This is a genomic window from Flavobacterium xylosi (genome assembly GCF_042787345.1).
GTDB classification, from domain to species: Bacteria; Bacteroidota; Bacteroidia; order Flavobacteriales; family Flavobacteriaceae; genus Flavobacterium; species Flavobacterium xylosi.
Window position 1 is genome coordinate 25,043 of the sequence record NZ_JBHZPZ010000013.1, and the last position, 26,474, is coordinate 51,516.

At 36.1% G+C, this 26,474-nt stretch carries 37 protein-coding genes and 1 tRNA gene; 11 read left to right on the forward strand and 27 right to left on the reverse strand.

Annotated features, from left to right (window positions below):
* Window positions 1-80 precede the first annotated feature (80 nt).
* The 3 genes from ACFX5E_RS11605 to ACFX5E_RS11615 are packed head-to-tail and all read left to right on the forward strand — an operon-like array spanning window position 81 to window position 1,875.
* Window positions 81-869: a phage head morphogenesis protein gene (locus tag ACFX5E_RS11605; protein ID WP_379855321.1), complete on the forward strand. Its 789-nt coding sequence runs from the start codon at window positions 81-83 to the stop codon at window positions 867-869.
* Entirely contained in the window at window positions 869-1,423 is a 555-nt protein-coding gene (locus ACFX5E_RS11610) for a hypothetical protein (protein WP_379855322.1), read from the forward strand. Before ACFX5E_RS11605 ends, ACFX5E_RS11610 begins: the two co-directional genes overlap by 1 nt.
* Window positions 1,420-1,875 carry a hypothetical protein gene (locus ACFX5E_RS11615; protein ID WP_379855323.1) on the forward strand — a complete coding sequence of 152 codons (456 nt, stop codon included), beginning with the start codon at window positions 1,420-1,422 and terminating at the stop codon, window positions 1,873-1,875. Before ACFX5E_RS11610 ends, ACFX5E_RS11615 begins: the two co-directional genes overlap by 4 nt.
* 329 nt (window positions 1,876-2,204) lie before the next feature.
* Here the strand turns inward: ACFX5E_RS11615 and ACFX5E_RS11620 are convergent, their stop codons facing one another.
* The 25 genes from ACFX5E_RS11620 to ACFX5E_RS11740 form a co-directional block, all read right to left on the reverse strand.
* Window positions 2,205-2,741, reverse strand: coding sequence for a hypothetical protein (locus tag ACFX5E_RS11620; protein WP_379855324.1), 537 nt, complete (start codon window positions 2,739-2,741; stop codon window positions 2,205-2,207).
* Window positions 2,742-2,809: 68 nt separating this feature from the next.
* Entirely contained in the window at window positions 2,810-3,043 is a 234-nt protein-coding gene (locus tag ACFX5E_RS11625) for a hypothetical protein (protein WP_379855325.1), read from the reverse strand.
* Entirely contained in the window at window positions 3,036-3,284 is a 249-nt protein-coding gene (locus tag ACFX5E_RS11630; protein ID WP_379855326.1) for a hypothetical protein, read from the reverse strand. Before ACFX5E_RS11630 ends, ACFX5E_RS11625 begins: the two co-directional genes overlap by 8 nt.
* A complete protein-coding gene (locus tag ACFX5E_RS11635) occupies window positions 3,281-3,940 on the reverse strand; it encodes a BRO-N domain-containing protein (protein WP_379855327.1) in 660 nt (219 codons plus the stop codon). Before ACFX5E_RS11635 ends, ACFX5E_RS11630 begins: the two co-directional genes overlap by 4 nt.
* Before the next feature lie 422 nt (window positions 3,941-4,362).
* Entirely contained in the window at window positions 4,363-4,734 is a 372-nt protein-coding gene (locus ACFX5E_RS11640) for a hypothetical protein (RefSeq protein WP_379855328.1), read from the reverse strand.
* Window positions 4,735-4,745: 11 nt separating this feature from the next.
* The gene (locus ACFX5E_RS11645) at window positions 4,746-5,204 is read right to left on the reverse strand and encodes a hypothetical protein (RefSeq protein WP_379855329.1); all 459 of its coding nucleotides are present in this window, start codon (window positions 5,202-5,204) and stop codon (window positions 4,746-4,748) included.
* Window positions 5,205-5,227: 23 nt separating this feature from the next.
* Window positions 5,228-5,749: a hypothetical protein gene (locus ACFX5E_RS11650; protein WP_379855330.1), complete on the reverse strand. Its 522-nt coding sequence runs from the start codon at window positions 5,747-5,749 to the stop codon at window positions 5,228-5,230.
* A 1-nt stretch (window position 5,750) separates the two neighbouring features.
* Window positions 5,751-6,074, reverse strand: coding sequence for a DUF4406 domain-containing protein (locus ACFX5E_RS11655; RefSeq protein WP_379855331.1), 324 nt, complete (start codon window positions 6,072-6,074; stop codon window positions 5,751-5,753).
* 140 nt (window positions 6,075-6,214) lie between these two features.
* Window positions 6,215-6,565: a hypothetical protein gene (locus tag ACFX5E_RS11660; protein ID WP_379855332.1), complete on the reverse strand. Its 351-nt coding sequence runs from the start codon at window positions 6,563-6,565 to the stop codon at window positions 6,215-6,217.
* A complete protein-coding gene (locus ACFX5E_RS11665) occupies window positions 6,565-6,708 on the reverse strand; it encodes a hypothetical protein (RefSeq protein WP_379855333.1) in 144 nt (47 codons plus the stop codon). The genes ACFX5E_RS11660 and ACFX5E_RS11665 overlap by 1 nt, the downstream gene beginning before the upstream one ends.
* 1 nt (window position 6,709) lies before the next feature.
* Window positions 6,710-6,970, reverse strand: a complete 261-nt coding sequence (locus ACFX5E_RS11670) for a hypothetical protein (RefSeq protein ID WP_379855334.1) — start codon at window positions 6,968-6,970, stop codon at window positions 6,710-6,712.
* Between the two features lie 91 nt (window positions 6,971-7,061).
* Complete coding sequence (locus ACFX5E_RS11675) at window positions 7,062-7,427, reverse strand: hypothetical protein (protein WP_379855335.1); 366 nt, start codon at window positions 7,425-7,427, stop codon at window positions 7,062-7,064.
* Complete coding sequence (locus tag ACFX5E_RS11680) at window positions 7,414-7,611, reverse strand: hypothetical protein (RefSeq protein WP_379855336.1); 198 nt, start codon at window positions 7,609-7,611, stop codon at window positions 7,414-7,416. The genes ACFX5E_RS11675 and ACFX5E_RS11680 overlap by 14 nt, the downstream gene beginning before the upstream one ends.
* Window positions 7,612-7,632: 21 nt before the next feature.
* A tRNA-OTHER gene (locus tag ACFX5E_RS11685) sits at window positions 7,633-7,699 on the reverse strand.
* A gap of 19 nt (window positions 7,700-7,718) precedes the next feature.
* Window positions 7,719-7,919: a hypothetical protein gene (locus ACFX5E_RS11690; protein WP_379855337.1), complete on the reverse strand. Its 201-nt coding sequence runs from the start codon at window positions 7,917-7,919 to the stop codon at window positions 7,719-7,721.
* 119 nt (window positions 7,920-8,038) lie between these two features.
* A complete protein-coding gene (locus ACFX5E_RS11695; RefSeq protein WP_379855338.1) occupies window positions 8,039-8,674 on the reverse strand; it encodes a DUF3164 family protein in 636 nt (211 codons plus the stop codon).
* A gap of 15 nt (window positions 8,675-8,689) precedes the next feature.
* Window positions 8,690-8,902 (reverse strand): hypothetical protein, encoded by a 213-nt coding sequence (locus ACFX5E_RS11700; RefSeq protein WP_379855339.1) that lies wholly within the window; start codon window positions 8,900-8,902, stop codon window positions 8,690-8,692.
* A 2-nt stretch (window positions 8,903-8,904) separates the two neighbouring features.
* Window positions 8,905-9,201, reverse strand: coding sequence for a hypothetical protein (locus ACFX5E_RS11705; protein WP_379855340.1), 297 nt, complete (start codon window positions 9,199-9,201; stop codon window positions 8,905-8,907).
* 180 nt (window positions 9,202-9,381) lie between these two features.
* The gene (locus ACFX5E_RS11710) at window positions 9,382-9,783 is read right to left on the reverse strand and encodes a hypothetical protein (protein WP_379855341.1); all 402 of its coding nucleotides are present in this window, start codon (window positions 9,781-9,783) and stop codon (window positions 9,382-9,384) included.
* A 12-nt stretch (window positions 9,784-9,795) separates the two neighbouring features.
* Window positions 9,796-10,434: a hypothetical protein gene (locus ACFX5E_RS11715; protein WP_379855342.1), complete on the reverse strand. Its 639-nt coding sequence runs from the start codon at window positions 10,432-10,434 to the stop codon at window positions 9,796-9,798.
* Window positions 10,418-10,873, reverse strand: a complete 456-nt coding sequence (locus ACFX5E_RS11720) for a hypothetical protein (protein WP_379855343.1) — start codon at window positions 10,871-10,873, stop codon at window positions 10,418-10,420. Before ACFX5E_RS11720 ends, ACFX5E_RS11715 begins: the two co-directional genes overlap by 17 nt.
* Window positions 10,863-11,717, reverse strand: a complete 855-nt coding sequence (locus tag ACFX5E_RS11725) for an AAA family ATPase (protein ID WP_379855344.1) — start codon at window positions 11,715-11,717, stop codon at window positions 10,863-10,865. Before ACFX5E_RS11725 ends, ACFX5E_RS11720 begins: the two co-directional genes overlap by 11 nt.
* Window positions 11,718-11,769: 52 nt before the next feature.
* Window positions 11,770-13,725 (reverse strand): hypothetical protein, encoded by a 1,956-nt coding sequence (locus ACFX5E_RS11730; RefSeq protein ID WP_379855345.1) that lies wholly within the window; start codon window positions 13,723-13,725, stop codon window positions 11,770-11,772.
* 177 nt (window positions 13,726-13,902) lie between these two features.
* Window positions 13,903-14,196 (reverse strand): hypothetical protein, encoded by a 294-nt coding sequence (locus ACFX5E_RS11735; RefSeq protein ID WP_379855346.1) that lies wholly within the window; start codon window positions 14,194-14,196, stop codon window positions 13,903-13,905.
* Between the two features lie 7 nt (window positions 14,197-14,203).
* Window positions 14,204-14,419 carry a hypothetical protein gene (locus tag ACFX5E_RS11740; RefSeq protein WP_379855347.1) on the reverse strand — a complete coding sequence of 72 codons (216 nt, stop codon included), beginning with the start codon at window positions 14,417-14,419 and terminating at the stop codon, window positions 14,204-14,206.
* Between the two features lie 110 nt (window positions 14,420-14,529).
* On the opposite strand from ACFX5E_RS11740, the gene ACFX5E_RS11745 reads away from it, so the two are divergent.
* From ACFX5E_RS11745 to ACFX5E_RS11770, 6 genes are all read left to right on the forward strand, one after another.
* Entirely contained in the window at window positions 14,530-14,940 is a 411-nt protein-coding gene (locus ACFX5E_RS11745) for a helix-turn-helix domain-containing protein (protein ID WP_379855348.1), read from the forward strand.
* A gap of 598 nt (window positions 14,941-15,538) precedes the next feature.
* Window positions 15,539-15,946 carry a hypothetical protein gene (locus ACFX5E_RS11750; protein WP_379855349.1) on the forward strand — a complete coding sequence of 136 codons (408 nt, stop codon included), beginning with the start codon at window positions 15,539-15,541 and terminating at the stop codon, window positions 15,944-15,946.
* A 43-nt stretch (window positions 15,947-15,989) separates the two neighbouring features.
* Entirely contained in the window at window positions 15,990-16,925 is a 936-nt protein-coding gene (locus tag ACFX5E_RS11755; protein WP_379855350.1) for a hypothetical protein, read from the forward strand.
* Between the two features lie 148 nt (window positions 16,926-17,073).
* Window positions 17,074-17,409, forward strand: a complete 336-nt coding sequence (locus ACFX5E_RS11760) for an STM3941 family protein (RefSeq protein ID WP_379855351.1) — start codon at window positions 17,074-17,076, stop codon at window positions 17,407-17,409.
* 357 nt (window positions 17,410-17,766) lie between these two features.
* Window positions 17,767-18,321 (forward strand): REP-associated tyrosine transposase, encoded by a 555-nt coding sequence (locus ACFX5E_RS11765; RefSeq protein WP_379855352.1) that lies wholly within the window; start codon window positions 17,767-17,769, stop codon window positions 18,319-18,321.
* Between the two features lie 479 nt (window positions 18,322-18,800).
* A complete protein-coding gene (locus ACFX5E_RS11770; protein WP_379855353.1) occupies window positions 18,801-19,124 on the forward strand; it encodes a four-helix bundle copper-binding protein in 324 nt (107 codons plus the stop codon).
* A gap of 633 nt (window positions 19,125-19,757) precedes the next feature.
* On the opposite strand, the gene ACFX5E_RS11775 is transcribed toward ACFX5E_RS11770, so the two are convergent.
* Window positions 19,758-21,350, reverse strand: coding sequence for an oleate hydratase (locus tag ACFX5E_RS11775; protein WP_379855354.1), 1,593 nt, complete (start codon window positions 21,348-21,350; stop codon window positions 19,758-19,760).
* Between the two features lie 370 nt (window positions 21,351-21,720).
* Between ACFX5E_RS11775 and ACFX5E_RS11780 the strand changes: the two genes are divergently transcribed.
* On the forward strand, window positions 21,721-22,581 hold the full coding sequence (locus tag ACFX5E_RS11780; RefSeq protein ID WP_379855355.1) for an NAD(P)-dependent oxidoreductase: 861 nt from the start codon (window positions 21,721-21,723) through the stop codon (window positions 22,579-22,581).
* Between the two features lie 101 nt (window positions 22,582-22,682).
* The gene (locus ACFX5E_RS11785) at window positions 22,683-23,579 is read left to right on the forward strand and encodes a 3-hydroxyacyl-CoA dehydrogenase (protein WP_379855356.1); all 897 of its coding nucleotides are present in this window, start codon (window positions 22,683-22,685) and stop codon (window positions 23,577-23,579) included.
* A 396-nt stretch (window positions 23,580-23,975) separates the two neighbouring features.
* On the opposite strand, the gene ACFX5E_RS11790 is transcribed toward ACFX5E_RS11785, so the two are convergent.
* Window positions 23,976-26,435 (reverse strand): YbcC family protein, encoded by a 2,460-nt coding sequence (locus ACFX5E_RS11790; protein WP_379855357.1) that lies wholly within the window; start codon window positions 26,433-26,435, stop codon window positions 23,976-23,978.
* Window positions 26,436-26,474 lie beyond the last annotated feature (39 nt).

The following is a 26,474-nucleotide window of genomic DNA, read 5'->3' on the forward strand; positions in this document are numbered from 1 at the left end:
AATATTTTGGGGCATTGCATTTACGAATATCAAATTTGTATGATTGCGGTTGTGATGATTGCAACACTAAAGCCGGGCAATTGAATTTAGCCCTTGGCGATAAATTTAAAAAGCTTTTAAACATCGGTAAAAAGGCATTTAAACGATTGCACGAAAAAGGAAGTTACAGTCCAAAAGACTTACAAACCGAGAAAGCCTATAAGGATTTGATAAATCAAACATTTGAAGCCTTCAATTTTGCAATAACCAACAATGATATACCTGATGTAATGCGAACAGCATTGCAGGAAGATGCTCATTTGTTTGGGGGACTAAAAACCCACGCACAATTGTTTGAAGCTTCAAAACTATTGTTGGATGACAAAGGAAATTTGAAACCGTTTGCCCAATTATCTCACGAGTACGACAAACTGAATGTTACATATAATAAAAACTATCTGGAAGCGGAATACGAGTTTGCAGTTGGTTCATCAGAAATGGCGGCTAAATGGTCTGAGTTTGGCGAAAGTTCCCGCTATGAATTGCAATATAGAACTGCTGGCGATGGTGCAGTACGACCAGAACACGCCGTATTAAATGGTATTACCTTACCGAAGTCAGACCCTTTTTGGTTGCACTACATGCCATTAAATGGTTGGAAGTGCCGTTGTCAAGCTCTTGAAGTTTTGAAAGGTAAATTCCCAACAAGTGACAGCGAAAAGGCAATCAAGTCGGGTGAAGCTGCTACATCACAAATAGGCAAGGATGGCAAAAACCGACTAGAGATATTCCGATTTAATCCTGGTGCGGAAAAGGTAGTTTTTCCTCCCGCACATCCTTATACCAAAGTGGCGGGGGCTACCGCAGTTAAAAAGCAATTTAAAAAATAATGCAAGATTTTATAAAAAATATTCTATCTGATATAAGAATTGATCTAACTGACGAATTCGACAAGAATTTTGAGCGTAAAGCCTTTTTTGACAAAGCTTGGGAAAACTCAAAAATATCAAACCACAAAGGAAGCCTAATGATGCGCACGGGAAAACTGCGGCGTTCCATAAGGTCAAGAGAAAACAAGAATCAAATTACCTGGTCTAGTAGTCTACCTTATGCAAGCTTACAAAATGAAGGTGGTGAAATCATTGTAACTGAACGCATGAAGCGCTTCTTTTGGGCGATGTTTTTTAAAAGTGATGGAGCCATCACAATGAAAAGAGATAAGGATCAGCAGGTTGTCACGAGAGACACGATTAGAAACAAAAGATTGACCGGTGAAGCCGCAATGTGGAGAGCCTTAGCCCTACAAAAAGTAGGTGCTAAAATGAAAGTCAAACAACGGCAGTTTATTGGTGATCATCCACAAGTGCGCCAACGCATTGAGCATGTAATTGACCGTAACATGAAGGAACTAGAAAAAGAAATATTTAACAAACTCAAACGATGAGCAAGGAAGTATTACAAAATATTCAAAACACACTGGAGACTATTACAGCACTACGCTATGTGGATGAAGATTGGGGACAACTGGATGATTATTCACCAAATCCTCCTACTCAGTTCCCTTTAGCTTTAATTGACATAGGAAACCTGCAGTATAGTGATATTGGCAAGGATAAAACAGCTATACCACAAAACCGGCAAATGGCAACAGGTACTATTGTAATAAGTATTGCTAACTTAAAGCTCACCAATTCTAGTGCGAAAGCACCACAAACTCAAAAAGACAAAGCTTGGGCGATTTGGGACATTGTAGAAAGTGTTCACGGTAAATTACACGGTGTTGCTGTAGGTGGTTCTGCGGGTGCTTTGATGCGTACCGCTATGCGAAAAGTGAAACGAGATGATGGGATTCAGGAGTATGAAGTAACTTATACTATTGGAATTACGAATGTTTAATCGAACAATCGAGTTTGAATAGCAATTAAATCCTCTATCTTCTTTAACTCTGAGGTTACAGGAGTGCAAAGCACTTCATAGAGCGTAGTTCTTGATATAGGGTATATTGGACAAATGTACTTGCGCCAAACTACGGTTGTGGGAATATCTTCGGTCTTGTGTTTTTGGTACAGCTCTTTGATAAGCCTGTAACGTAACAGCTTATTTCTTTGAATACCTAAACTACGATTAAGAGATACTGACATATAGGCAAATGTAAATAGTTTTTATCTATTGTACAACTCAACTTTATAGATAAAAAAAACCACGCTCGAAGGCGTGGTTTTTAGTTAATATGATTTAACTATTTTCCATTTATCAATATCCTTTTGTAACTTATATTTCAAATCTTTATTAACTCGATATTCTTTTAGTGTGAAAGAATCCAAAATTTCCTCCTTATTAGAATTTGGATAAAATGTTGTTCTCCAAAACTCCACGAGTTCCATATAAGACCCTGATACATTTTTAAAATAATAGACTAGCTCTCCAAGTATTTCTAAATCTTTATTTTGCCCTTTTTCCCATTTACCAAAGGTAATAACTAGACAGTTTTTATATATTGGTGAATATATTTCCTTTTTTTCCGCATCAGTAATCCCTTCTTTAGTATATATAAAGTTTTCTATCTTCTCACCATTACTATATTGTAGCTCTTGATTTTTATAAAAATTATATTTGTTTTTACTTTTAGAAACAATATCGTTGGTAACCGCCTTAATATCTTCGATAGTTTTACTTTCCATCATTTTATTAATGATATCTTGATTTTGTGCTTGGACAAATAATCCAAACAGCAGTGCGATGAGTAATAATGCTTTTTTCATTTTGTTCTTGTTTTAAATTGTTGTTAAATGTAAAAAAAACCGCTCACAATGGAGCGGTTCTATATAATTTATTTCTTCTCCAAAACAGGCTCTAAAACTTCGGCTAATTCATTCAGAAAATAAAAGCTATCATCTGCCCATTCTTGTCGCATAGGATTTGTATTTTCAGCCGAACGAATATAAGACTGTGCTATTAGATAGGTTGCTCTACGGAGATGTTTTGCCATTGATGACGGGTCTACCATTTCGTCAAAGAACTTTAACAAAAGTTCCTGTTGTGCGTTTACTTGTATATTACACATCTTTTCTATCATTTTTAGGTTCTACAATTGCGTTTCCGTGTTTGTGACAAATAGGACAATAAATAATCCTTTGTATCACTTTTTCATCGCTTACAAGCACTATGGCTTTGCGTTTCTGGATAACAGCGTGGTCGCACTCTAGCGTGGTACGAATGTACCAGTTAAGCGGATGCAGGGCTTTGAACTCACAGGCAAATTGTGTCATTGCCTCTTTGGTGTGGAAATATTTCGTGGCTCTCATAATGACAATACTAATTGGTTAGACGCATTGAACACACGAGAACCGGAGGCGATAAGTTGAAGTCCTTGTAAAGTAGTGAACCACGCAGGATGCGTATTGCCAAATAACCATATTTTAACAGCCAATGGTTGCACTTTATTTAACTTTTTTGCGGCTTGATGGCTTTCGGTTCTGGACTTGATGGCAGCGTGATAGTCATTGAGGGAATAATAAGGAATTTCTTTGAGTGTGATGGTTCTCACCGGAGTTTCATTGAAGAGCACTTGCGTATAAGGAATGTCACGGGCATCTATGAAATCAATTGATTTCTTGGAATTACCATAAAAACCATTTTTGCGTAGTGCTGGCAGAACCTCACTAGTTACCCATTTGCGAAAAGCTTTAGCTTCGGGTTTGTTGCTTCGCATAATCAAAGCAAATAAACCGCTTTCACTCACAAAGTTAACGCTTCGGTTTTGACCTGCCCTTAAAACTTTTAAGGTCAGCTTTTCATCATCATCTAATTTTGATAACGCATTTGTTACATTATCTAATTCTAAAATATCGCAAATGTCTTTAGCGATAAAATAAGGTTCATTTTCAATCAAAACACTCTCAATTTGTTGTTTTGTGGCGCTGAACTGAAACGCAATTGGTGTCAAATTTTCTTTTTGCATACTAGAAAAATTTAGATACACGAAAGCCTCACTTTAGGTGTGCAAAACATTCCAAGGAATGAGTTAGGACGGTTTCCCGTTCCTTCACCGTGGCGAGGCTGTCGCTTATTGTTAATTAAATAATTTTAAGGATTTCTCCTTGGTAATGTTTTGCATGACAAACGTACAAAAGATTTTTAATTTTAAAACAAATTTGTATCTATTTTTTTTCTTTGCTTTGATTGGCTCGCTTTCGATTGCTCTACTAACGAACCTATTAAGAATGTGATTTTTTGCCGTGTTGGCAAGGTCTGCGGTGTTTAATATTTTAAGCTCAGGTGCGAGCTGACATTCGAATTCGTGTTCCAGTTATCGTAGTCGTTGTACGAAAAACTGCCACCTGAAGGAGAACTACAGCAACGACACCACACAACCCTAATTATTTATGCTTTTACGAAATAGCTTTTGTACAAGTCTTCAAATTGCTTTCCTGCATATTTGGCTTGCTCTCTAGTTTCAAAGCAAAGGCGCGAGCCGACACCCGAATCCGAGTCCCGGTGACCGTAGCCGTGGCACGAAAAACCGCCACCCGAAGGAGAACCCATCTCGAACCAAGGATAGTATTTGTATTGATTCCAATCTTTCCAGTCTGGTACCCAGTCGCCGTTTATAGCTTTGGCGATTATCACTAATTTGGCGTGGTCAATCATTGCCTGTCTGTCCGATTCAGGAAACAATGAAAAATCTGGAATAATAGTAGGCTCTACATTAATAGCCTTGCAAGCGTCTTCGAATGTTTTAATTTCTGTGTACATTTTTTGTTGTTTTAAACTGTTAAAAAATCTTTGTAAATACTCTCAAATAATTGTCCGGCATGTTTTGCTAAATCAGCCGATTTAAAGCAAAGGCGCGAGCCGACACCCGAAAGCGAGTACCAGTCACCGCAGTCGTCGTACGAAAAACCGCCACCCGAAGGAGAACCCATCTTGAACCAAGGATAATATTTGTATTCATTGCTATTTGTCCAATCTGGTAACCAACCTTCATTGAATGCTTTTACAATTTCCTTTATCATTTTATAGGCCACTTCGTCGGGTTCGAGACCCTTACATGATTCTCTAAATTCCTCTTCCGTTTTCCCATTTTCTCTAATCACATCATTAAGATTTGCGATGCGTACTTTAATGTCTTTTGGAATTTTAACCAAATTAATAGCTCCTGACGATTGGTCAACTGATTGAAATTTGAATCCTTGAGGCGGATTGATTTGCATTGTTTTACTCATTTTTATTGATTGTTTTTAATTGTTTAAATTCTTCTATCCGTTTTGCGTTTTGCTAAATCGGCAATCATTGGGTTAAAATTCTTTGTTGGTACCGCTTCTTGGTATTCATCGTTAAATCGTTCCTTGTTTAACCATGTCGCCAATAGAGCTTGTGCAATTTTCGATTGTGCTATCCTTTTCTTATATTTTGGTACTTGGATAAAACATTTAATCCTTTCGGCTTCAGTCAACTTGTCAAAGGCCTTTTCGGCATCTTTTCGCGACTCCTTATAACCATAAATATTCCACAATGCTTCAAAACTTAAATCGGCTACTGACTTTTCAATTATAAATACTTTGGTGTATTTTTCTTGTTTCATCCAGACGCTTTGAATAATACTTTCATCAGCAGGAAAATTGGCGGAAAACAACCATTTCATTTGTTGGTCATTCAATTGTCCCTCACAAATTTCAAATAGCTTTAAATTGCCGTTTAAATCGTATTTAAAAAGGAATACAAGTCCTATTTCTTTTCCTTTGGCTCGGTAGGTGGTGAGTTGCTCCATCCTACGCTACTTTTGTAAATTTTGTAAAATGCTCTACTTCATAAAAAATGGGCATTCTCAATTTATGAGCCAATTGTAACTCAATAGTAGCGCCTTCAGATTGACTACAGTTTTCTAAAGCTAGAACTGCGTCACATTGCATTAATGCAGCGATGCATTTTCGCATTGCTAAATCCCAAGGACATTTCCAATCGTTCACAACCTCTAAAGGGTTCACGGCTTGATGACCTAATTTTTCAATAGCTACTTGAGCTATTCCAAAGTTCATTGTACATTCTGCAGTTGACAATCCAGTTACTTTTCCAGCGATGTATATTTTTTTCATTTTAAAAGGTATTTAATGGGTTTGGTGTGGGTGAATGTTTTTGAAATATTTAAAGCTTCGTTACGTAGCCTTTTTTCCATTTCAAAAATGCTTTCATTTTTAGTATCGGGTTTCTTTTTTTTCTTATTGAGATACATGGCTTAATATTTTGCAAATTGTTCTTGAAGAAATAAGCTGATTTGTAATAAATCATTATGTGGCTTTGACTCTTTATTTAGCGATTTTAAGTGCATATTAATAAAACCGATAAGTGCAAAGGCTTCGTGAAACTTCAATTGTAGTTTTACTTTTTTATCAGAGCTAAACAAGTCCGTACTTTTTATGATTTTATTGTATGGCTTACTTATTTTGTCGGACAAATCAATTATCACGGAGTAAGTCACTTTTTCCTCAATGCTTTTCGGTTTGTACTTTTCAAGACTGCACATCATTGACTCAAGAGCTACAATCTGATCTATTGAAAGTTTAGCGTTTATTGGATTTAGTATCATTAACATTCTGTTTTAGGTTTTTCTAATTCTTCGCCACATTCGGTACAAACTAGTACTGTTGTTTCACAGGTAGCGACACTTTCTAGTACTCTTATTTCGGCGATGTCGTGGGGACAAACTACCGTGATGCTATACTTTTCCATTTTAGTGAGGCAATCCGCAATTAGAGCAATACATACGCCCGTTTTTAACTTTTACAGGCATTTCAATTTCACAATCAAAACAATAAAGTTTTTCAGAATCCCTATACTCGGCACAATACCGGTCATTATCTATTTCATTTTCTAATTGATGATCTTTATCCATAACATCTAATGCGCTGGCAATTCCAACAAAAAGACCCGTAAGAAAACCAATTGATGCTAGTATAACTAGTCCTATACCTATAAGAATATTTATTGCCATTACCTCCATGTTGTTTCATTTGGGCAGCATCTTTTACCGCCGTTTAACTTTTTTTGAATGCTGTAGAAAATTGCGTTTAAAAACTTTTTCATTATTTGTGTGTTGATTTTACGATGCCTTCTAATGCAACTATTATTTTGGAAACCTCTTTCGGTTCCATCTTTTTTAATGGCTTATTAACAGGTGACTTATCACTCTTTAAAAACTCGCTAAATCTTAGCGTATCTGGAACTTCTCCGCTTCTATGCGTTTCGGATTTTATAACCCATTGCGCTTCTCGAAGTCTTGCTAATACTGTTAGGTGTTGTTGGTTATATTTATCAAACAATCCCCAGTTGCTTTTGCTGTAGGTTCTGCCACCTTGCACAATGGTTTGCAATTGCTTTTTTGGGGCGTTGTAGTCATCTATTGCGGAACCTTGTCCCTCGAATAGATATGGTGATTTAGTTGTTGTCATTTTCTATGTCTATTTTTTTAAGTCCGGCTTCTAATCCTTTCTGGAAGCTTTCCAAGTGAATTACTTCTAAATAGTTCTGAGCCGTTTGCATTGACTTCATTTGCTCTGAAAAAGTTGGATTTTTGTTCAGGTTAAAAATTGCTAATAATTCGTCTAGTACTTTCTCTTTGTTAAAATCTGCCATTTTGTTGTTGTTTTAAATTTGCTCCCATGGTAGGATTTGAACCTACGACCAGCCACTTAAGGCACTCTACCAACTGAGTTACACGGGAAACCGAATTAACTAACCAGTTAAATTTGATATGTTGCCTTGGTGTGTTTTTTAAAGGCTTTGTTATTGATTACTAATTTTTGGTAATTTCTAAATGCGGTTAACTCTTTACTGGACAAATCGTGTTTGCATGTCCAGTTATCCAAACTGTCTTTATAGACTAAATGACCGTTAACCTCGTATTGTTCGTGATCCGTTATTGGCTTGATTGTTACGCTCATTTTCCCTTTGTTTAAAAGTGGTTCTTATTTTAAATCTTAGCCATAACACATATTCAACGATGGCTTTCCCGTTGAGTACTATTAGCAAGATTGCTAATAGTAGTACTGTACTGTGGTCGTTACTCGGTGGCATTAATGCTAGAAAGATTTAAATCAATATTCTGGTATTGGCCTATATCATCTTTAATCCAAACTCGATAATAGGTTTTAGATGAGGGACGTCTAACAGCCTCAATGATGCAATCACAAGCTTTTGTAAACAGATCGTTATTAACACGCACTTTATATTTTGTAATTTTTAGTACTTGTTTAACATCTAGTTGACCATTTCTTTGAGTTGAAAAAGCATCTTTAATCATATCCTTCACGAACTCATTTTTACTATCAATGTTTTCGTTTAAAAACTGATCTAAATAGTCTTTTGCTGCCAAAATTGTCAAATCATCAAATTTTATTGGTTCTGAGTTGGCCATTTCAATTTTGATACTTCTATTGAAATTGAACCAAGTAAAATTCCCTTTGGTCTCTTTAGTAATATCTTTCGATGCCATAAATGCTTGATAAGCTTCCGCTGATAATTTTTGAATTAATTTCTTGAAGTCAGCTAAGCCTTTATTCAATATATTGGCATCTTTCAATAGTTTAGCTGACGAGCGTTCAAATAACTTTTCGGTTGGTGTAATCCGGTTTAACGGAATAGATATTCCTGATTCGTCAACCCATATAGGGTCTTTTGATGTGTGGGTAATTTTCATAATTGTTATTTATTATTAATGTCCTAGTTGTTTACTGATTTCGGGAGTAAAGCCTCCCAGCTCCACGAAAAGCCGTTTATGAAAAGCGTTACCGGTTGGTAAGTCACTCCTGAAATATATTTCAGTTCCGGGAGGTGCAAACCGCCAATACTTACACATCGTGTAGCGGTCTAAAGTTTCTATTTCAACAAGTGCTTTGTCGATTTCTTCTTGAGTGAATTGGCCCATAATTACTTTAAAATTATATCGGAGGAAAAACCGCCCCATCCCGTGGCGTGTATCTTATCGATGGTGAACTTGATTTTTACCTCAATACCTACAGGTATTTTATATTCTCGCACTTCGTGGCTAAACACTTCGTTGTTGGCGTGACTCAATTGAGAAAGCAGTGCGCCACGCTCCTGATTGATGCAAATGCGTTCCCCATTTTTAAAAACATGAATGCGACCTTGTTTTTGCAAATCAGAGCAATACACGAGTACGTTGTGTAAATCTTCGAGGCGTTGGTATATGTCTTCGTTAGTCATGGGCGTGGAAATTATGGTTTCTTAAATCGAAGGTGTCACGCTCGAAGGTTCTGCCTTGCTGTTGGTCTTTTAGCTTGCGCAAATCCGTTTCTATTATCGTCCGGTTCGCGTGGTTGGGATTATCTCTTAACCATTGCTCGAGCTCTGCTATTTTATTTTTTCGATGCTGTGGACTCATTGTTAATTTTGATTTATAATTGAAAATTCTATTTTGTGCCCCGCAACTCTTGTGGTTTGGGGTTTAATCTCCCGTTTTTTAGCAGTTTGCAAAAGAGACAGTGGGAATCTGGAAAACAGTTTGTAAATGCATTTTAGATACAGTTTATTCTTATCATCTTGGGAAGCATCTTTATACTCCAGGAGTAGCATTGAACATTCCTTTTCCTCTTTTAGTAATTCAGTCAAAAACCAATTATTTACGCTTCTATCTGCTAATACTTGCTGAAATTCCCTTGAGGTGATCGTTACACTTTCGCACCAGAACATCCATAAAGCAAACATGAAAGAGTTTTCGTCCGGCGCTTGATTAAACAATTGTTCTAAGGTTTCTAATTCTGATTTCTTTGTGATCGTTGTTTTCATTTTGCTGTTGTTTTAAATGATTTCTTTCCAATATCTTGCAGCTCTTTGAGCCCATATAACGAATGGCTCACCACCACCGTTTAACCTTCCGTCAGGGAATAATTTGAATCCCTCTACCCATAATTTCAAATCGACGTCAAACATTATATCATCAGCCAGTGCTCCTTTTGGCAAACTTCCTTTCGCCTGCGAAATCCAAATAATTCCTTTTCCTTTTTTAAGCATCAACTCCTTGAGCTGGTAATATTGAGCTTTAGTTATCCTTGTGTACTGGACGGAATCTATAAAAAGGAAATCGGGCGATTTTGGTTTACCCATCCTTACAATCAAGTCATCAAATGGTTCTCGATCTAGGAGTATGAATGAGTTCCCGCAAGTGTCCATGTGATTCCTTATCAATGCTTTTTGAATCGTTGACGAAAGGCCTTGCTCTAAAGAGTCATAAGCTACTTTTCCAAAATTGGTCAGGTACTTCGCAAACTTCATTGCTGCCTCTGTTTTTCCATTTGTGGTACCACCCCAAATAATGGCAGAAAAAGCTTTGTCCGGTTTTCCTAGTGTGGCTTCCCATTCGCCTGAGAAGTCTAAAGGATTGAATTTTTTTGAAAGAACGTTTGATACTGAGTAAGCCCTATTAATCTTTTTTGACATGCTTTTTTCGGTATTGATAAAATCTATTTTCGGATATATCCAATTCTTTTAAAATGGCTCTTATTGATTCTTTTTTACTTCGCTTCATTACATTAGCATATACTTCTGGTGTCATTTTGACTGTGGGTTGAACCACTCCTTTTGCAGAACTGAGCGTCATTCCTTTTTTGCCCCAAAATAAATTACTGTAATGATCACCTTTAGCTTCGTCAACTCTTCTGGCTGCATGTTCACCGGTTGGTGCTATTCCATGCCATGCTTCACAAACTAATCTTATGACGGTGACATTCTTTTTGCCAAAACGCACTAATTTTCGAGGGTTTCTCATGTGCTCAGGATGGTCACTTGCAATTATTACGGGTTGTCCGTCCCTTAAAATTTGGCTTCCATCCTCACTAACTTTAAGGTTTTCGATAATTGGGTGGTATCTAAATTCCATTGGAAGCTCTTTTATTAGCGAATACTAATCTTTTAACTCTTCTGATGTCACTATCACAATCTTTTGAAATAGCTCTTATAGTGTTTTCATCTGTTAGGCTATTAGCGAGGCAAACCGCCTTAACATCGGCGTAAGTTGTGGGTTCTAATTCTATAAATCGAAGTCCTACACGGCTGTAGATTTCGCGATATCCTTTCTTTTGTTGTGCTATTCCTCGACGGATGCGTTTTTCAAGGTATTGAGTTGCCATAATGATGATGCCGCAATGTCCTTCAAGCTCATTGTACAGTGTGATAAAAAATAGTAGTACTGCATCGGCTAGTTTGTCCGCTTCATCCAAGATGATTAAAGGATGTGCTGATGATTTTAAGGTAAGAACTGCTTTGTGCATCATTTCAGGCATTGTCATGCCGTCAGTTTCTTTTCCCATCTTAGAAAGTAGCTCACGCAAAAACCATTTTCTATCCCAATACTCATTACAAGACAGACGGAACACATTTTGATTTTCTGACTCGTATTTTTTTGCTGTTGCTGTTTTACCACTTCCCGCATTACCTGTAATAGCTAATACAAGCGCATCTGATTGAGCATCTTTAAAAAACTCTAATAATTCAGTGCTGTTTTTGGTTTCGGCAAACTGCCATTCTTTTGTTCCTACACCTAGAAAAGCACCAACTTTACGCCACATTTCGAGAGCTATATTATCCCAGTTGTGATTACGCATTTGTGAAAGTGTTGCGGCTGATACCGATTTCATTTCGGCTGCAACTTTATTTTGAGACCCTTTTTGAGCGATATACAGCTCTAAATTTTCTACGATTGTTAATTTGTCTTGTTGTGTCATTTTTGTATATTTAATAGGGGTTTAAACAGTTTTTAAATGGTTTTAAATACTTTTAGTATTTGTTAAAACGAGAGTGAAATGCGCTAGAGTCAGTTTCCATTTGCTCTTCTTTGGGTAGATGCCCTTGAAACTTGACCATGAGTTCCTGCTCTTCGATTAGGCTTTCTCTTGATATGCCTGTTCTATTGATCAATCGTTCGTAGGCTTCTTGGTCGCGTTTTAACTCAGCATCACGAACGGCAACATCTTGAAGTAATAGTGCTTTTGAATTATCTTTCATTAACACTGGAATTGACTCGTGCATACGTTTAGATTGTGCATAGGCAACAAATCGTTTTTCTCCTGATGGTGTAAGCTCGTATAATCCTATGAAGTCATCTAGTCGCTCCGGATCATATCTGACAATTAGACTTTCTCCAACAAACTTTCTTCTGAAATCCAAATCAACTTGATTGTTTTCGTCGTAAACCTCATAGATGTAATCTTTTCCTTCAACTGTAAGAGGCATTCCGTGAGCGTAGTATTTCTTTACTTTCGTTTCGTCAATCCAGAACATTGATAATTGATCCATGATGTCAATTTCTTCTCTATGCTCCGTTTCTTGGTTGTACATTTCGATTCTATTGTACTCCCAATCTTCTTGTTTTCCTGAGTTCCATTTATTAACAAGAGCTTGAAATATTTTATTGAATTGATCAACTGTTGGCAAGGCTGTTTTATACTCCACAATGAAATCCGTGTTAGGCTTATTAGTTGCGGTTCTTACCTTGATACCTTGTTTATCCGAGAACCACATTTTAGAAATAACCTGTTGTTGTAAGCGGTTAAAAATTTGTTCCGCCGGTGACGATTTACGCCCTACTTTATGGCTGTAATGATGTCCATTTACTGGCAGTCTATCGTACAAATTTTGCATTTTGCCTGAAGTGTGACCTGATTGCTTATCATAAGTGAATAAGAATGGTCTGCATCCTGATTCTCCTACAGCCATTTTAACGGCTCTAAAGTGCGAAGCGTGATTTTCAGAGTAAGCAATGTCCCAACCGATGATTTTTTCGCTGTACACGTCAAAAACAACATTTATTTTAAGTTCGGCAGCCATCTTTTGTTTGTTGTTTGCAAAGTGTACTAAATCCAGTTTAGTACCATCAATTGCCCACCACGCATTAGGGAACCATTCAGAACGGTTACGAGTTACGGTATGCCCAAAGTGCTTCATGTATTCGTCCTTACCGTCACGAGCTAACATCCAAATTCTTTTTTGCTCTGTTTTATCAAGCCAAGCTCCTACAGCACGCTCGCTTAGACTTTTCCATCCTTTAGCTTCCCGTACTGATTCATAAATTTTTAGTACTTCGGAAATGGTATACTTTACAGGAAGACAGTACTGTGACAAAACGAAATCGGCTACTTCATCCACAATTTTTGAAGGGTTGGAGTTCATCCATTTTCCCGAAACGATTGAACTGTAACCTTCCTCTTCGTATTTATGGATTGCTCGCTTGAAGGAAACTACATTTTTGTAGCGAGTGTGTAACCAAGTTTCAGGTAAGTTTCCAATCGCTTCGAGCATTCGGTCCCACATTTGTTTCTTACCGCCAAATCGCTTTTGCACTAATACATTGTTGGCAATATGCTTAACGGCGTTGAACATTACGGCCTGATGTGTGTACTCCTTTTGCTTTTCTTCAGGAAGATGTGCGCCGTTGTCAAGGAGATAATCTCTAAAATAGTGTTCGGCTGTGTGGTCCCATTCCATGTAGTCGCCAAAAACAATATTTTTCACACTTGCATAAGGATCACCCACTTTTTCACGAATTAACTTTTTGAAACGGTCAGGAATAGACTCGTAGGCGGATAATCCAAAGTTATTTAAGCCTCCAGCTTCACGAATCCTTTTTATTTTTCCGTCTTTACATAGCCTGTCAAAATTATCTTTTTTGATAATTTCTTCTTTCCAAAGCCAATTGTTTACAACGCAAAGAGTATTTTGATGAAATTCAAACATAATGATTGATTATTAGTCCCGACCAAGGACTTGAACCTTGCACTTACTCATCAATCACAATGAGTGACAAACCTGTGTCGGGGATAATTACTATATTTATCTTCTCACTTATAAATAATAGTAATATGAAAAAAAATGTAAGAGCTGATTTAAAACCCTTTGATTGCAAAATCTCTTTTAATGTGGAGTGTGCAAAGCCTGACTTTGACGCACTTGTTGGTCACTATAAATCCCTGTGCGCTTTTTATAATATAAAGGACAGCTACGACCTAAATGATTTAAGGGACGAAGAAAGACCTTACGACTATTTTTCATTTGCCGTTTGTCTTTCAAAGTCAAAGGAGAATTACCACCTTTCAACAGTAGCTCTTCGTAGCCTTTTTCTAAATGACTTAGAAATAATTCGGCAGCTTCATTATATAAATAATTTGGAATTTGAATGTCCGGCTGTAGTTGAAATGTAATTTCCATAACTTTTTTAGTTTATAAATTCTTTAAATTCCTCGATGAGTTGTTGTCTAAATTCCTCGATAACTTTTTCGCGTGCAATAATAATTTTAGTCATTGCCTCCGCCGCTTTTTCGTTACCTCTCAAAAACCTACTTTTTACAGTAGCTGTTGGCAGATTGAACATTTTGCCCAGCGTGATGTAGTCGCCGTACTGTATTTTCTCTTTTATATCTTCTAATGTCATAGCAAATCAATTATTTATATATCTTTGTTTCGTTGTTAATGCAAATATATAAACACTTTGTGTAAATAAAAAAATATTTTACACAAATTGTTTAATTTAATTTTAATATTATGGATAAAACTATGATGCTTAATATGATACAGAATTACTATAAACTTAATAAAGACATTGAGTTTGCTAGTTTATTGGGCATATCTTCTCAAGTTTTATCAAATTGGAAGAAAAGAAACACATTTGACGCTCAATTAATATACACAAAATGTTTAAATATTAACCCAGAATGGCTACTTACTGGAAAAGACCCCATGTTTAAGGCTGCTTTACAAACTGAAGCTGCCCAAGACAATATCAACTACAAAGAACTTGCTGAAGCAAGACTTGAAATTATTGAAGGATTGAAGTTTAAAGTCAAAACTCTTGAAAAAGAGCTTTCTGAATTGAAGTACGCGCAGAAAGAAACATTTCTTTACAGTAATGTGGCTGAATCAACACCTGAATTAATCAAAAAAACATCCAAATAACTCATTTTTAACTACTTAATAGTTATTTATATAGTTTTATATAGGCATTATCCCCATGCCTATATGGTTGTTTAATACTTTTTAGTTGCGTTTTTATGTGTTTATCCCTGTTTTTATAATTGCTTTTTAGACTAAAAACATACGCACAAACATACGTGTAAACATACTCACAAAACAAAATATACCTACTTTACACTTAATAGATCACTCAATCATTTGAAGGCATAAAAAAACCGTTTAAATAGTGTTTTAAACGGTGTGTTATATAAAGAAAAACGTTATTTTTAAGGCTTTAACGGTAGTATGTGCGTGTTACACTAGAGATAATGGTAGTTGTAGTATTTAAAGTGTTTAAAATGGTTTATTAAATGGTACTTAAATGGTAGTAAATGTACTTTTCGTTTATAGTAGGATTTTAAACCTTTTTATTATTAACCCTTGATTTCATTGGTTTTTTCGACCTTTTTTATATTAAGTATATTGATACTTTTGGTTATACCCCCTATAATAGTCGCTACTTTATAGCGGATATATACTAGTTAGCAGTAATGCACCAGACGAACTCTATTGAATATTTCAAATAATCCAAATAAGTAAAATGAAAATTATAGCTTTAAGAGGAAAAGACAATTGTGGAAAAACCGAAACATTAACTATCGTTTACCTTAAAATTCTTGGTAATAAAGGGGAGTCTATGTGTAAAAAAACAGAAGGTAATCCAAAATTCGAAGATTTCTCAGATATTGTAAAGTATAAAGATTTAAGAGTCGCATTCTTTACGATGGGAGATTATTCTACTGTAACAACAAGAATAATAAAAGAATATCATATTTTGAATGTCGATGTTTTGATTCTCGCAAGCAATATAAAATTTGTAAAACCCATTGAACTGATAAAAAAGCATAATTATAAATTGATTGACAAAACAATTGCAACAACTTATACAAAAAAAGATCAGAAGACAAAGAATGACTCAGATGCTAATAGGATTTTTGGTTTAATTTAAAATTTAATCTGTAATATCTTCCTTAACCTTAAACTAAAAATTTATGAAAACATTATTATCAATTACATTATTAACTTTTTCTCTGATTTCATCAGCTCAGGCATTGGGTGCGTATGCACCAGGAGGATATTATGATCAAATAGAATTGAAGAAAAAAGCTCAGGAAGATTTAGAAACAAAAATGTATTTTAAAACTATTAAAGCTAAAGAACGATTAGCTCAAGGTAAAAGTGTGAGTAAATCTCAACAAGAAGCTTTAGATTGGACTGAAGCACGTATTAATAAACGTAAATCAGACAGCATTAAGAAAATTGAATACGAATTAGCAATTAACCTTGGAAAAGCAAAGTTGAAATTAGACAGTAAAATTTCTACTTTGAATAGATTGGTAGAAGAGTATAGTACAATATATGTAACATCAGATAGCTACAACTACAATTGGTCTAAAGAAGATGAGGAATACCTGACCCCAAAAAACAAAGAAAAAATGGCATCTTATAATGCTGAAATATCTAGAAAAAAGGATGAGAAAAAAAATTTCAACATTTCCTTTGTCGAAAATTTTAAGATTAAATATAAAGATTACGTGATTAAATGTTATAATGAAAACAAGGACTACACCTTATATTCAACTGATATTAAAAGTGAATACCTTGAAGAATATGAAAAAGTCTTGGGTTATAATTATTCTGCTGGATATGATTACCCAGATAAGAATATTAGCGAAGTTATGATAGAAATTAAAGAAGATTTTAAGAATTCAAAAGAGTACAAAGATGGTGAAGCTAGAAGAAATACTAGAATAAGAAATGGGCTAGCTGAATTAAATAAGGCTCAAAAACAATATAATTATAATATGACTCATTTAGAGAAGTATTCAACTCCTGAATTGAGGAAGATGTATATATATTTCAGTGATAAAAAAAGTTTTCAAACAGAAGCGGAATTGGTTAGAATTGAATTATTAAAAAGGAAGTAAAGCATTTGTCGAAACAAGATAAACTTATACAGCACTACTGCTAACAGCTAGAGTACCCGACCGCGCTGATATGTCACGATCGTTAGCGCAGTTTTGCAAACTGTGCCCACAACGAGCAGAAAATAATTAGAAAACACAAAATCGGAAAATGGAGAGAATTGAAATTTATTCAAATAAGAAAAAGTCATTATTATTATTAATAGGTTCACTATTATTTGTTGGTGGTGGAATCTATATGTTTATGAATGCTGAAACTTTTACAGGTTATAGAGCAAGAAGTCCTTTTTTTATAAAAACAATTGGAATTGCGTCAGTTTTGTTTTTTGGATTGGGAATATATAAATCAATTAGACAACTTTTAGCGAACCAACTAATACTAATAATCGACAAAAAAGGCGTAAATATTAAGCCCGACCGCGCTGATATGTCACGATCGTTAGCGCAGTTTTGCAACCCGACCTCGCTGATATGCCACAATCGTTAGCGCAGTTTTGCAAACTGTGCCCACAATGACCAAATAATATAAATAAAACAAAAAGCTATGAATAATTCATGGCTTTGTATTATTCTGCCAGAAGATTTTCAGTTCTGCAAGAAATTATGCTGGAATAGAAAATGAATTAAAGGTTATTTTATTAAGTTTATATTAATTCCCAATTGGAATGGGCACAGTTTGCAAAACTGCGCTAACGAATGCCAATAAACAACAATGACCCGACCGCGCTGATATGCCACAATCGTTAGCGCAGTTTTGCAAACTATGCCCACAAGGACCAAATAATATAAATAAAACAAAAAGCGATGAATAATTCGTGGCTTTTTGTTATTTTTAAAACAAAAAATGTCTACAAAGTATAAAGCCACAACAACAGAAGATGCTTATTTTATAACGATTACTACAGTGGGCTGGATAGATGTTTTTACACGATTAAATCAAAAACAAATTATTATTCAAGCGTTACACTATTGTCAAAATCAAAAAGGATTAGAAATCTATGGATATTGTATTATGCACAGTCATATACATTTGCTTTGTAAAGCAACAAATGGTTTTGTTTTATCAGATGTGATGCGTGATTTTAAAAAATATACCTCCAAAAAAATCATTCAGACAATTATTGAACAACCGGAAAGCAGAAGAGAATGGATGTTGGATTATTTTAAAAAAGCTTGTGCCCATTTAAAACAAGAACAACAATATAAAGTTTGGCAAAACGGCTATCATGCGGAACATATCTTTAGTAATAAATTTATAAAACAAAAAATGGATTACATTCACAACAATCCTGTAAAAGATAAGATTGTAACGCTGCCAGAAGATTATTATTTCAGTTCTGCAAGAAATTATGCTGCATTAGAAAATGAATTAGAGGTAATTTTATTAGAATTATATTAGCTCCCAATTGGAATGGGCACAGTTTGCAAAACTGCGCTAACGATTGTCTTTAAATCGAGTATCCCACTGGCGCTCGCTTGCAACGAGTGCCAATTTTAATTTAGAGCACAATCGTAGCGTTTGCAACACGGTTAACATCTTGATTTTTATTTTTTTTCTGATTTTCCATTTAACATCTGGACAAAGTGCAGATCAATTAAATCAACAATCAAAAGAGCTAGTTCTACAAGGACAATACAATGAAGCCTTGCCTACTTTAAAAAAATCAGCTGAATTAGGAAATGCTGAAATTAATTGCAACAAGTAATAGAATATTATTCGAAACCAATCGGTTAACGAGAAAGTTATAAGAATTAGATTAACTTCTTTTCCCAAGAGTTTGAATTAGGTACTATATTCCAAAATAAAGTAATTCGTTACTATGTTTTTTTTATCTTTAAATAACATTTTAATCTAGTAATAAACTAAAATTATAAAAAATGAAAAATGAAAAAATTGAAAGTTGCGTTGAGGCTTGCGAAAAATGTGCTGAGGCATGTGAAACTTGCTCAACAGAAAACAAAGGCAAAGCGGGGATGGAACATTCCGTAGAACTTTGTATCGCTTGTGCTGATGCTTGCAACGCTTTAGTTGCTGCAAGTAAAACAGATTCAAACCTTGATGCGCTTTGCAAAAAATGTGAAGACGCTTGTAATGCTTGTGCAACTGAATGTGAAAAACATTCTGACATGAAACATTGCAAAGAATGTGCTGATGCTTGTCGCAAATGTGCAGCAGAATGTAAATCTATGCTTGCAGAATAAGCATAATTAAATCGCAACTACACTTGCAGGGTTCGTACGTTTGTATTTTCTGCTAGAGATAAATTTGTGCTTGAAAGTGCTAGCGCATTTGCAGGCACAAATTTATTTTTTTACTCCTACTGGCGCTCGTTTGCAATGAGTACCAATTTTAATTTAGAGCACAATCGTATCGTTTTCAACTCGGTGATTTTATCTTTACGAATTTGTACCCCACAAAGAGGAGTAAATAAAACTAACAAACTAAATGCGATTGCTTCGTTCCTCGAAATGACTGCAACCCCGAGCGCGCTCACACACCACAATCGCTAGCACAATCTTTTAAACTTTGCTCACAATGAGCAAATAATATCAAAAAAAAAAGCCATGAATAATTCATGGCTTTGTGTTACGCTATTAGAAGATTATAATTAAATTTTCACAAGAAATTATACTGGTTTAAATAGTGAATTAGCTTTGGTTTTATTAGCATTATTTCGATATTCTTCGCGGAAACGGATTTGAGCTCCGCCTTTACTTTGTATTTGATAAAAAACACACTTAAATCAATACACCTCACAGGTTTTAAAACCTGTGAGGTGTATTCTAAAGAATGAGAAAAAATATCATGCAATAATGTCCACTACGATTGCATTTTTATCTTGCAAGCGATTGAGCTGCCTTGATTAAAAACAAAGGGTTATGAATGGAATCATAAACAGGCATTACCTCTTTTGCTGTTTCGAATAATCCGTACACCGCCATCTGAGCTGTTCGCGTTGAGTACTCCACTGTAAACACGCAGTCTTTCGGCGCTTCGGCAAATTGGCCAAGGAAAGCAAAATTTGTGGCTCCTTTTACCAGCACATCAGGTCTGTCGCCAATTTCCCTTTTCATAAAAAGGCTGTCTACAAATGGCATCGCTGAGGGGATACAGTTCACTTTTCCAGCATCCATCACCGGTTTCATTAAATCTTGAATTTTCAAGTGATACCACAGTTCTTCCAGCATTTCTTTGCCGTTACAATCGGACATTTTTTTATCGATAAAGTTACCTTCCCTGTCAGGATAAAGACCGTAGCCCCAGAATATTTTAACATCGGCCTGTTGATTCGGGAAATGTGGCTGGCGTGCAATTACAAACGACATTAGCCAATTAGAGTCGGTTAAGGTTACCAATCCGCCTGTACCATCTGTATTACCGGAAAAGTTTTCCATATAATCATGAAAAGTATTATCCTTTAGTGTAGCGGTAAAGGAGTACCATTTCTGTTGGTCAATATTATCGCAGAAAGGAGACGGATTTCCAAATAAAGGATCTTTCGCCGCAATCTTTTTCCACAATTTCCATGAACCTGACTCGGCCATGCCTTTTAATTTGGCAGGCATTTCATAAGTTCCGTTATCAGTACTTTCGGTAAGAGAGCCGTTTGTGATAAAAACATAATCGTTTTTGCCTAGAACAATTTCATTTTTATCTTTCAGATGTAAAACGGTTGCCGTTTTTTTATCGTCTGATAGATCAAAATCGATGTCAACAACTTCAGTTCCTTTATGAAACTGAATCCCTTTCTCTTCCAAATATTTTGTCAACGGGATCACTACAGAATGATATTGATCGTATTTGGTTCGCAGAATACCACCCAATTTTGGCAAACCCTCAACCAGATGAATAAATCGTTTCATATACCTGCGCATTTCGGCTACGCTGCTCCACCTCTGAAAGGCAAACATGGTTGTCCAAATTAACCAGAAATTGGTCTGGAAGAAACCATGGTCAAAAAATTCCTCAATGCTCTGATTTCCTAAAAATTTTTCAGAAGAAAAAGTTAGTTTAAGCAGTTCTGCCTGCTGTTTCAGATTGAGTCCGAATGAGGAAACATCGAGTTTTTTACCATCTTTTAAAAGTCTGGCCTGTGCATTGGTGACAAACCTTTTGTTGAATTCAAATGATTCGTCCCGTACTGAAACATTTGGGTCTTCAAGAGAAGGGATGTAAGAAAGCAAATCCCAATAGCAAGTGTAATGCAATTCATGCATTCGTCCGCCTCGGGTTACAAAACCTTTTTCAACATCACCAGCTCCATCGAGTGCACCGCCCAATATGGTGTCTTTTTCCAGAATATGAATATTGCCGGCCGGAACGCCTGCGTCTTTTTCGAGGTATACAGCGCTTGCCAATGAGGCGATTCCACTTCCGATTAAGTACACTTTTGAATCTTGTGGATAGTTGTTTTTTACTAAGTCCATCTATTTATTGTTTAAAGTAGTTGTGTTTTACAAAGGTGATTACTTCCTCTACTTAAAGCGTTACACGATTGCGGGAAAGAGTTGTGATTTTCACACCTTTACAAAAAAACCCAGATTGCACGGATGTGTTAGTGCGCAAATCTTTTCCATACCCTCGCTAAAGAGAGTACTCATAAAATTACAATGAAATTGCTTTTTTTCATAAATAAAAATTTAAGTACACTTAAATTATTATTACGATCCCACTAGTTATTTTTTGTTTCTTTCCCGGAAATAAACTGTACTTTAGTGTTCCTTTCCTGAAGGTATTTTACCATCATTTTGGGTTGTAAAACCATTGCAGGAAAGTTATCATTTAGCACAAAAAATTATGAGTACATTAAAATTAGGATGGATCGGTCTTGGCAATATGGGAAATCCAATGGTTATGAACTTACTCAAAGCAGGTTTTGAAGTATCCGTTTTCAATCGTACTAAAGATAAAGAAGCGCCATTACTAACCGCTGGAGCAAAAGCAGCAGGCAATTTGCAAAATCTTATGAAAACTTGTGACGTAGTTTTAACCATGCTGTCCAATGATGCAGCTGTCAAAGAAGTTTTTGAAGGATCAGCGGGTTTATTGTCTGCAGCATCTGCGGGTAAAACCATCATCAACATGAGCACGGTTTCCCCGGAAACGTCCCGTTATTTAAACACTATTTGCAACCAACATAACGTGCATTTCATAGACGCTCCCGTTTCTGGAAGTGTAAAACCGGCACAAGACGGAACGCTGGTCATTCTTGTAGGAGCTTCAGATGAAGACTTCGAAGCGACCAAACCAATATTTGATGTTTTGGGCAAAATTGCTATTCACGTAGGAGAACCGGGCGTAGCAAGTTCAGCTAAATTAGCCATCAATTACTTATTGGGATTAAATCTTCAAGGATTAGCCGAAACCGTTTTATTTGCCGAGAAAAATGGCGTGAGCAAAGAAGACATGCTCAACATTATCAATCAGGGCGCCTGCGGTAACGGAATTACGAATATCAAAACACCTTTGATTCTGAACGACTCTTATCCTGCGGCATTTGCAATGAAACATCTGGTCAAAGATTTAAGACTGGCCAAAGAAGCCGGACTCGGTTCCCCGTTGATTCATCCGTTGTATGATAGTTATGCTGCAGCAGAAAAAGAAGGACTGGGCGATCAAGATGTTATGGCAATAATCAGCAGTTTAAAAAACAAGTAATACCCGGAATTTTCTGGAAATCATTACACCGCTGCAATCTTTAGCACAAACCGTAATAATAATAATAATAATAAAATAAATAACTTTAAAAGTAAAAAATTATGAGCTTTAAAAATATAACTGTTGCCGGTAGCGGTGTTTTGGGTTATCAAATTGCCTTTCAAAGTGCTTTTCATGGGTATAATGTTACCATATATGATATTAATGACGAAGTTTTGGCCAAAGCCAAAACAAAATTCAGCGTTTTAAGCGAAGCCTATAAAAGCGATTTGCAAGCAACGAAAGAACAATTAGAGGCGACTTATGCTAATTTACGTTATTCATCAGATTTAACAGAAGCCTTAAAAGATGCTGATTTATTGATCGAAGCCGTTCCTGAAAACCCAAAGATTAAAATTGCCTTTTACGAAAAATTAGCCGCGGTTTCTCCGGATAAAACCATATTTGCCACTAATTCTTCGACCATGTTACCCAGCCAATTTGCAGAGTTTACCAAACGTCCAGAAAAATTTTTAGCATTGCATTTTGCAAATGAAATATGGAAGCACAACACAGCAGAAATAATGGGACATCCAGGAACGGCGAGCGAAGTTTTTGATGCTGTTGTAGCCTTTACAAAAACTATAGGAATGGTGGCCTTACCATTATATAAAGAGCAACCTGGTTACATTCTAAATTCTCTGTTAGTGCCATTATTAAATGCTGCAACCAACTTATTGATAAAAGGAGTTTCTGATGTAGAAACAATTGATAAAACGTGGATGGTTGCAACAGGAGCGCCTGTTGGTCCTTTTGGAATTTTAGATGTTGTTGGTATCACAACTGCTTACAATATCAACAAAATGGCTGCGGATGCTACACGAGATCCAATAAAAATTAAAACGGTAGAATATTTAAAAGAAAATTTTATTGACAAAGGTAAATTAGGCTTCGACACAGGTGAAGGATTTTATAAATATCCTAATCCAGCATACAAGAAAGAGGGTTTTTTGAAATAAAAAATCATCTTTCTTTTTATTTTTTTTACTAATATATTGCAATTCTTCTCATTACTTTGCTTTCTCCAATTGGCGCTCGTTTGCAACGAGTGCCAATTTTAATTTAGAGCACAATCGCAGCGTTTGCAAAATGGTTATTTTAACTTTAACGATTTGTTCTCCGCACAGAGGAGCAAAAAAAAACTAACAAACTAAATGTGATTGCTTCGTTCTCGCAATGACTTAGTAATGTGATTAAATCTTAGAGCAAGATTTTAGCTCCGAGAAAGCTATCGTATTTGCGCATGGCAATCACAAACAGCAAGCTATAATTAAAAACGACTACAAAAAGCTATGTTTTGTAGTAGTTTTTTATGCTATATTTGATTAAAGTTATTTGCATTTTAACCTAAATCCTTATAGCTCAACTAATTCTTTTTTTATCCTTAAAGTTTCTCGATTTATAGCTTCCCAATTGGATTTTCCAACATACCTGTATTTTATGGTACCATTTTCATCTAGAGCAAGTAAAGTAATCCATTCATTATCGCATAATTCTCTTATAGACTCGTGCTTCTCTAAAACGCCATTGATTGCATCCGTTGGCGCTTCGACAATCACATTTAATCGCTGTGGCAAATGTTGGTACGATGTGCCATCATGTACGGATTGTAAAGGTAGGCCTATTCTCAAATCACCTGCTGATCCTTCCAATACGCCAATTCCACCAGAAACATTGTGCAGCGTTTTATTACCAGCGCCTAAATTATCATTATCAGCGGTACTAGCGAAATATTGTAAGTTGATCCAACTTGTAACAACCATTGGCGCAGTCATAATGGCTTCTAGTACCTTAAAACCTTCATCCGTTTGCCATTTGTAGGAGTGCAGAAATGACTTACCCTGGAAATCCAATCCGGAGGTTCTGTAGCGGGGAGCGACAACAAATGTGTTGCATCCAGCAAGTCCCCATTCAGGTCTCACTTGAGACCAATCTTTACTTCGATTCAACACAGACGCGTTCACATCGTTCGATTTGATTTTCATTCGCAGCGCACGCTCTTCTCTTGCCGCTTGACTCGTATTTGTAAGTACATTTTTAATTTCTTTTAGGAGCTGAACATGGCTGGATGGAACGTTCCTTTCTCCGAGTATGGAAATCTCATCTGTAGTGGTATCATGCAAGCAAGCCACAAAATGGGTGTCAGAAGGAATACTGACTCCTTTTTCACTGAGTCCTAAGCGAACAGCGGGGTCGTTTAAAATTTTCTCCGCGGTCATTGCATTTATTTCTCCTGAATGACCTCCACAAGCACCACAATCCAATCCTGTTGCATGGGGATTGTTTACCGTTGTAGCACCATGACCTGTAATCATTATCAAAGCTGCCATTTGTTCTTTAAGGCCCATTGCCGTGAGTGCCGATGCACCCATATTAATTTTGTCCTTCAGCGGAATTTCTGACACATCTACATCTCGACCTTTTTTTAGCAATTTTTCCAATCCATCTGTATTCGGATTTTCTGTAGGACGTGTCCAACCGAATGAATCGCTCAGTAATTTTGGGAGATAGGACAAGCCCAATGGACTTACAAACCCGAAGGAAGCAATAGCTCCTTTTCTGAATAATTTCCAATTTTTATCAAATTGATGTTTTTCAGTTCGTTTCTTCTCTGCCTTCGATAGGTCTTGCTTGTCTGCCAGCGTTTCTTTGACGATTGCTCCAGTCGGGATCAAAACAGGACATTGATTTTTGCCCTGTTTATGTGCAATCGGAACATAGTTGATTGAAAAACCAAAGAACCCGGCAAAACCAATGGTTTCTATTTCCGGATCAACCTTTTCCAAGTTTCTTCTGTACAGTTCTGAACGCACATCGATACAGAAAACTGCCTGAGCTTTCGGTCTTTTAAGTGTCTTTTCTTCACCTTTGTTATTCTTAAACTTCAAAACCAGTTGACGCTGAAGCGCAAAATCGTAGGCATTTTGCAAGATTAATTTGGTCTCCAAATGCTCATCATAATGACCACTTTCGGTTTGAATTTGATAGGCAGCCACACTAATGTCCCAAGTTGCTTCAATTCCTTTTTCTGCGAAACTCTCATAGACAGCTAATTCCCAAGCCAATAAGACACTTAAAAATGAAGATAAGTTTGTCGATTTCCCTCCATACATGCTGTTGTTCCAATCTTTTCCTGCGATAAAAGAAGACCAGCCTACCAATTTCAAAAGGAGCGTATGAAGATAAATCTCCTGAAGTTCTTTTGGAACATTTAATTTTTCAAGTACGATATGTGCAACTTCAAATGAATCATCAGGCAGTTGTTTAATTGTACTTCTAAATTTTTTAATTCCCATCAAATCTGTAGATAAATCTACTTTTACTTCATTTTTCCATGAAATAAATAGGTCTTCATCAGGATTTGTGGTGTTCCATAAAGCGTGCTGTTCATCAAAGTAAGCTGATGCCCAAGATGAAATAAGGTCCACAAAAAGCTCATTTATTGGACTTGATGATACTTCTTCCGCAAGGTCAACCATCGTGGTGAATTTAAATGGTGTTTCGGGAACACTAGATAATACCTGTGCTCTCTTTATAAATTTATCTATTTCAGCACTTTGAGCTTCATTTTTATCCAAAGCCATTTTAATATCGATGTCAAGAATCGATTTCTGCTTGATTTGATCAAGATAAAATTCCAAGGGCATCGTCATGTTAATGTCCGATCTTTCTTTTAGCAGCTTTGCTGCACCATTGAAACTAAACTCCGAAAGTCCAAGATACGGATTTACCGCAACACTATTTTTTAAAGGCCAAGATGGCGCAATTCGCTTACAGCTCTTTAAGATTACTTCGTTTAAATTTTGATTTTCCATTTGAAAGCTCTGTATATATGTTGAATTGCTATTCGTTTC

Bases quoted from the DNA above. Each gene is read 5' to 3' on its own strand.
- ACFX5E_RS11740 (WP_379855347.1), bottom strand. From the start codon at position 14,419: ATGACATTAGAAGATATAAAAGAGAAAATACAGTACGGCGACTACATC.
- ACFX5E_RS11750 (WP_379855349.1), top strand. From the start codon at position 15,539: ATGAAAATTATAGCTTTAAGAGGAAAAGACAATTGTGGAAAAACCGAA.
- ACFX5E_RS11745 (WP_379855348.1), top strand. From the start codon at position 14,530: ATGGATAAAACTATGATGCTTAATATGATACAGAATTACTATAAACTT.
- ACFX5E_RS11680 (WP_379855336.1), bottom strand. From the start codon at position 7,611: ATGGCAGATTTTAACAAAGAGAAAGTACTAGACGAATTATTAGCAATT.
- ACFX5E_RS11635 (WP_379855327.1), bottom strand. From the start codon at position 3,940: ATGCAAAAAGAAAATTTGACACCAATTGCGTTTCAGTTCAGCGCCACA.
- ACFX5E_RS11705 (WP_379855340.1), bottom strand. From the start codon at position 9,201: ATGACTAACGAAGACATATACCAACGCCTCGAAGATTTACACAACGTA.
- ACFX5E_RS11660 (WP_379855332.1), bottom strand. From the start codon at position 6,565: ATGATACTAAATCCAATAAACGCTAAACTTTCAATAGATCAGATTGTA.
- ACFX5E_RS11675 (WP_379855335.1), bottom strand. From the start codon at position 7,427: ATGACAACAACTAAATCACCATATCTATTCGAGGGACAAGGTTCCGCA.
- ACFX5E_RS11640 (WP_379855328.1), bottom strand. From the start codon at position 4,734: ATGTACACAGAAATTAAAACATTCGAAGACGCTTGCAAGGCTATTAAT.
- ACFX5E_RS11610 (WP_379855322.1), top strand. From the start codon at position 869: ATGCAAGATTTTATAAAAAATATTCTATCTGATATAAGAATTGATCTA.
- ACFX5E_RS11780 (WP_379855355.1), top strand. From the start codon at position 21,721: ATGAGTACATTAAAATTAGGATGGATCGGTCTTGGCAATATGGGAAAT.
- ACFX5E_RS11720 (WP_379855343.1), bottom strand. From the start codon at position 10,873: ATGGAATTTAGATACCACCCAATTATCGAAAACCTTAAAGTTAGTGAG.
- ACFX5E_RS11710 (WP_379855341.1), bottom strand. From the start codon at position 9,783: ATGAAAACAACGATCACAAAGAAATCAGAATTAGAAACCTTAGAACAA.
- ACFX5E_RS11785 (WP_379855356.1), top strand. From the start codon at position 22,683: ATGAGCTTTAAAAATATAACTGTTGCCGGTAGCGGTGTTTTGGGTTAT.
- ACFX5E_RS11630 (WP_379855326.1), bottom strand. From the start codon at position 3,284: ATGAGAGCCACGAAATATTTCCACACCAAAGAGGCAATGACACAATTT.
- ACFX5E_RS11730 (WP_379855345.1), bottom strand. From the start codon at position 13,725: ATGTTTGAATTTCATCAAAATACTCTTTGCGTTGTAAACAATTGGCTT.
- ACFX5E_RS11655 (WP_379855331.1), bottom strand. From the start codon at position 6,074: ATGAAAAAAATATACATCGCTGGAAAAGTAACTGGATTGTCAACTGCA.
- ACFX5E_RS11725 (WP_379855344.1), bottom strand. From the start codon at position 11,717: ATGACACAACAAGACAAATTAACAATCGTAGAAAATTTAGAGCTGTAT.
- ACFX5E_RS11620 (WP_379855324.1), bottom strand. From the start codon at position 2,741: ATGAAAAAAGCATTATTACTCATCGCACTGCTGTTTGGATTATTTGTC.
- ACFX5E_RS11765 (WP_379855352.1), top strand. From the start codon at position 17,767: ATGTCTACAAAGTATAAAGCCACAACAACAGAAGATGCTTATTTTATA.
- ACFX5E_RS11615 (WP_379855323.1), top strand. From the start codon at position 1,420: ATGAGCAAGGAAGTATTACAAAATATTCAAAACACACTGGAGACTATT.
- ACFX5E_RS11690 (WP_379855337.1), bottom strand. From the start codon at position 7,919: ATGAGCGTAACAATCAAGCCAATAACGGATCACGAACAATACGAGGTT.
- ACFX5E_RS11760 (WP_379855351.1), top strand. From the start codon at position 17,074: ATGGAGAGAATTGAAATTTATTCAAATAAGAAAAAGTCATTATTATTA.
- ACFX5E_RS11755 (WP_379855350.1), top strand. From the start codon at position 15,990: ATGAAAACATTATTATCAATTACATTATTAACTTTTTCTCTGATTTCA.
- ACFX5E_RS11625 (WP_379855325.1), bottom strand. From the start codon at position 3,043: ATGTGTAATATACAAGTAAACGCACAACAGGAACTTTTGTTAAAGTTC.
- ACFX5E_RS11735 (WP_379855346.1), bottom strand. From the start codon at position 14,196: ATGGAAATTACATTTCAACTACAGCCGGACATTCAAATTCCAAATTAT.
- ACFX5E_RS11775 (WP_379855354.1), bottom strand. From the start codon at position 21,350: ATGGACTTAGTAAAAAACAACTATCCACAAGATTCAAAAGTGTACTTA.
- ACFX5E_RS11650 (WP_379855330.1), bottom strand. From the start codon at position 5,749: ATGGAGCAACTCACCACCTACCGAGCCAAAGGAAAAGAAATAGGACTT.
- ACFX5E_RS11770 (WP_379855353.1), top strand. From the start codon at position 18,801: ATGAAAAATGAAAAAATTGAAAGTTGCGTTGAGGCTTGCGAAAAATGT.
- ACFX5E_RS11715 (WP_379855342.1), bottom strand. From the start codon at position 10,434: ATGTCAAAAAAGATTAATAGGGCTTACTCAGTATCAAACGTTCTTTCA.
- ACFX5E_RS11695 (WP_379855338.1), bottom strand. From the start codon at position 8,674: ATGAAAATTACCCACACATCAAAAGACCCTATATGGGTTGACGAATCA.
- ACFX5E_RS11790 (WP_379855357.1), bottom strand. From the start codon at position 26,435: ATGGAAAATCAAAATTTAAACGAAGTAATCTTAAAGAGCTGTAAGCGA.
- ACFX5E_RS11670 (WP_379855334.1), bottom strand. From the start codon at position 6,970: ATGGCAATAAATATTCTTATAGGTATAGGACTAGTTATACTAGCATCA.
- ACFX5E_RS11645 (WP_379855329.1), bottom strand. From the start codon at position 5,204: ATGAGTAAAACAATGCAAATCAATCCGCCTCAAGGATTCAAATTTCAA.
- ACFX5E_RS11700 (WP_379855339.1), bottom strand. From the start codon at position 8,902: ATGGGCCAATTCACTCAAGAAGAAATCGACAAAGCACTTGTTGAAATA.
- ACFX5E_RS11665 (WP_379855333.1), bottom strand. From the start codon at position 6,708: ATGGAAAAGTATAGCATCACGGTAGTTTGTCCCCACGACATCGCCGAA.